This is a genomic window from Pseudanabaena sp. 'Roaring Creek', from assembly GCF_001402795.1.
Taxonomy (GTDB): Bacteria; Cyanobacteriota; Cyanobacteriia; order Pseudanabaenales; family Pseudanabaenaceae; genus Pseudanabaena.
In genome coordinates this window covers 1-3,249 of the sequence record NZ_LIRE01000523.1, presented here as the reverse complement: position 1 = coordinate 3,249, position 3,249 = coordinate 1, and the positions used below count along the sequence as shown (strand labels likewise).

2 protein-coding genes are annotated in these 3,249 nt (G+C 44.9%); both read left to right on the top strand.

The window, feature by feature from the left end; translation table 11 throughout:
* The first annotated feature begins 239 nt into the window (after positions 1-239).
* Complete coding sequence (locus AC805_RS15925; protein ID WP_055076332.1) at positions 240-704, top strand: CAAD domain-containing protein; 465 nt, start codon at positions 240-242, stop codon at positions 702-704.
* 362 nt (positions 705-1,066) lie between these two features.
* Complete coding sequence (gene dnaK / locus AC805_RS15920) at positions 1,067-3,037, top strand: molecular chaperone DnaK (protein WP_055076331.1); 1,971 nt, start codon at positions 1,067-1,069, stop codon at positions 3,035-3,037.
* The last annotated feature ends 212 nt before the right edge of the window (positions 3,038-3,249 follow it).

Sequence of the window (3,249 nt, the reverse complement as noted above, 5' to 3'; positions counted from 1 at the left end):
GGGTTTGATTTTTGTATTAACATGACTAATACAAATTCACAAAAGTGTTGTCACACTTTTGTGAATTAAAAACCAAACCCAGTAAGGCTTTTCAAAGCTGAAAAAGGCGTAGCCATTTTCAGCTTTGGTATAACGTCTCCATGAGTATTAATACAACTAAGCGATACAGCGATCCAAAAGCGAGGCAAATGTTGTTAAAATTTTCACAATTAATAATGACTGCACTCTATAAATAAATCATGGAACCTCAAGAAACTACTGACGAAGCAACCGTAGAGAATGGAGCTGAAGTTGTAGAAGTCGCTAGTGCGGCAAAACCCACCATCGAAATCCCCGTTAAGCCATTGTCCCCCAATCCTGAACCAGCAAAATCAATAACAACAAGTCTCCCACCCACCAATGACTCACTGCCAGAGAGTAACCCTCTCTGGGAACAAGTTCAGCAACTTTGGCAAGATTACTTTGGCGAAGGCAAAAAAGATAACCTGACCCTTGCGATCGCTCTCATCGCTGCCATCCCATTTCTAATTGCCACATCAGCACTCTTAGAATTCCTCAATAAACTACCTTTATTACCTGGCATCTTTGAACTGGTTGGTTTTGGTTATTCCCTGTGGTTTGTCTATCGATATCTATTACTGGCCAATAGCCGCAAAGAGCTAATTGATGGGATCGTAGCTTGGAAAAATAAGGTTTTTGGCTAAATATCTGATAAACCTTTCTGATAAATTTTTCTGGTAAATCTTTCTGATAAACACAATGCAGATAAACACAATGCAAAAGTCATATAAACATCAATAGACAGCAGGGGCTTAGTCCCCTTTGTCCGTATTTCGTTCTATTTTGTCTATATGCTGTTTGCAAGCCATTCATAGGCATAGTCATGGGCATAGAGTTTAGATGCATGGTGTTTAGATGCATGGTGTTTAGATGCATGGTGTTTAGATGCATAGTGTTTAGATACGTAGTATTTAGAGCTAGGATATTAGCAAAGTAAAGCAAAGCAAAAAATTGTTAAGCTGTTGCATAAGCAGTCTTGGGAAGTGAAGAGGTATATACGTCAAGCATGGGCAAAATTGTAGGTATTGACTTGGGTACGACAAACTCTGTGGTAGCCGTTATGGAAGGTGGCAAGCCCATAGTGATTGCAAACTCAGAAGGTAGCCGCACCACTCCCTCCGTTGTTAGCTTTACTAAGGATGGCGAACGTCTTGTCGGACAAATGGCTCGTCGGCAAGCGGTGCTAAATCCAGATAATACCTTTTATTCGGTCAAGCGTTTTATTGGACGCAAGCATAGCGAACTCTCTGCGGAGACGAAGCGAGTACCCTATACGGTCAGGCGTGACGATCAAGGCAATATTAAGTTACGCAGTTCTAGACTGGAAAAGGATTTTGCACCTGAAGAAATTTCGGCAATGGTAATTCGCAAGCTTGTCGATGAGGCAAGTCGATATTTAGGCGAACCCGTAACAGGTGCAGTGATTACGGTTCCAGCCTATTTTAATGATTCCCAAAGGCAAGCGACGAAAGATGCGGGTCGCATTGCGGGTATTGAAGTTAAACGAATTTTAAATGAACCAACGGCGGCTTCCTTAGCCTACGGCTTAGATAAAAAGTCTAACAAGAAAATTTTAGTATTCGACCTTGGTGGCGGTACGTTTGATGTGTCGGTACTGGAGGTGAGCGATGGCTTATTTGAGGTCAAAGCAACAACTGGTGATACACAATTGGGCGGCGACGATTTCGATCGCCAAATTGTCAATTACCTTGCCGAAGAATTCCTCAAATCCGATGGGGTGGATCTGCGTAAAGAGCGTCAGGCTCTCCAACGTCTGACCGAAGCTGCGGAAAAAGCCAAGATCGAGCTTTCGACGGTAGGCGTTACCGAAATTAATTTGCCCTTTATTACCGCAACGGCGGAGGGCCCTTTACATTTAGAAACCAGTTTAAAGCGATCGCAGTTTGAGCGATTGAGCGCCGATCTATTAGAGCGACTACAAATCCCCCTCGATCGCGTCTTACGGGATGCCCAAGTCAGCCCTCGCCAGATCGATGAAGTCGTGTTAGTCGGTGGCTCCACAAGGATTCCTGCGGTACAGGAAATGGTAGAACGAGCGATCGGCAAGCCGCCGAGTCAGAGTGTAAATCCCGATGAAGTCGTAGCGATCGGGGCAGTGATTCAAGCGGCGATTTTATCTGGAGAAATTAAGGATGTATTACTGCTAGATGTCACGCCTTTATCTTTGGGTGTCGAAACTTCAGGGGGTGTAGTCAAACGCTTAATTCCTAGAAATACGACGATTCCCTGTCGCAAGATGGAATTATTTACGACTGCCGAAGACAATCAAACCTCCGTAGAAATCCATGTGATTCAGGGAGAGCGCGATCTCGCTGAATATAACAAGTCCCTAGGACGCTTTAAGCTCAGTGGGCTCGATCCCCAGCCCCGTGGGATGGCGCAGGTTGATGTGACCTTCGATCTTAATACCGATGGAATTTTGGCGGTAACCGCTTGCGATCGCCGTACGGGTGTCGAGCGTCGAGTCACGATCAAGGGGGCTTCCACCCTAGACGAAAAAGAAGTACAACGGATGGTTACCGAAGCGGAGCAGTTTGCCGATCGCGATCGCACCAAACGCGAACGCATTGAAAAATTAAATCGGGCAGATAATCTTGCCGTAGGTGCAGAGCGGCAGTTAAAGGAATTAGCCCTTAACTATGGCTACAAACTAAGTTATGAACGTCGCAAACAAATTGAGGGATCAATTAAAAAACTCAGGGATGCGATCGGCAAAGAGGACGATGCCCTGATCGATCGCGCTCAGTCAGAGCTACAAGAAGCGCTCTATGCCCTATCGAGCGAACTCTATGCCGAAGAAGAAGAATACTTCGACGATGACGATGACGATCTATTTAGTGGCATCCTCGAAAGTATTGGCAGTTTTGCCAGTCGCAATAAACGGGGTAAGGATGAAGACGATCGCCGCCGTCCTAATACTAGGGTTTCCTACGATGACGATGATGATTGGATGTAAGCCAAGTGTATCAGGGCAAACCCACAAGAGAGATATGGCGCTTCGCGCCATATCTCTCTTGTGGGTTTATACCAATTCACGAAAGTGTGACAACACTTTTGTGAATTATAGATAATTTAAATAAAAACTACAGCTTCGACTTCGCTCAGCTAGCTTACACCGAGGGCTGAGCGAAGTCGAAGCCCGTCTACAAGTTATTTAAAACAACTATA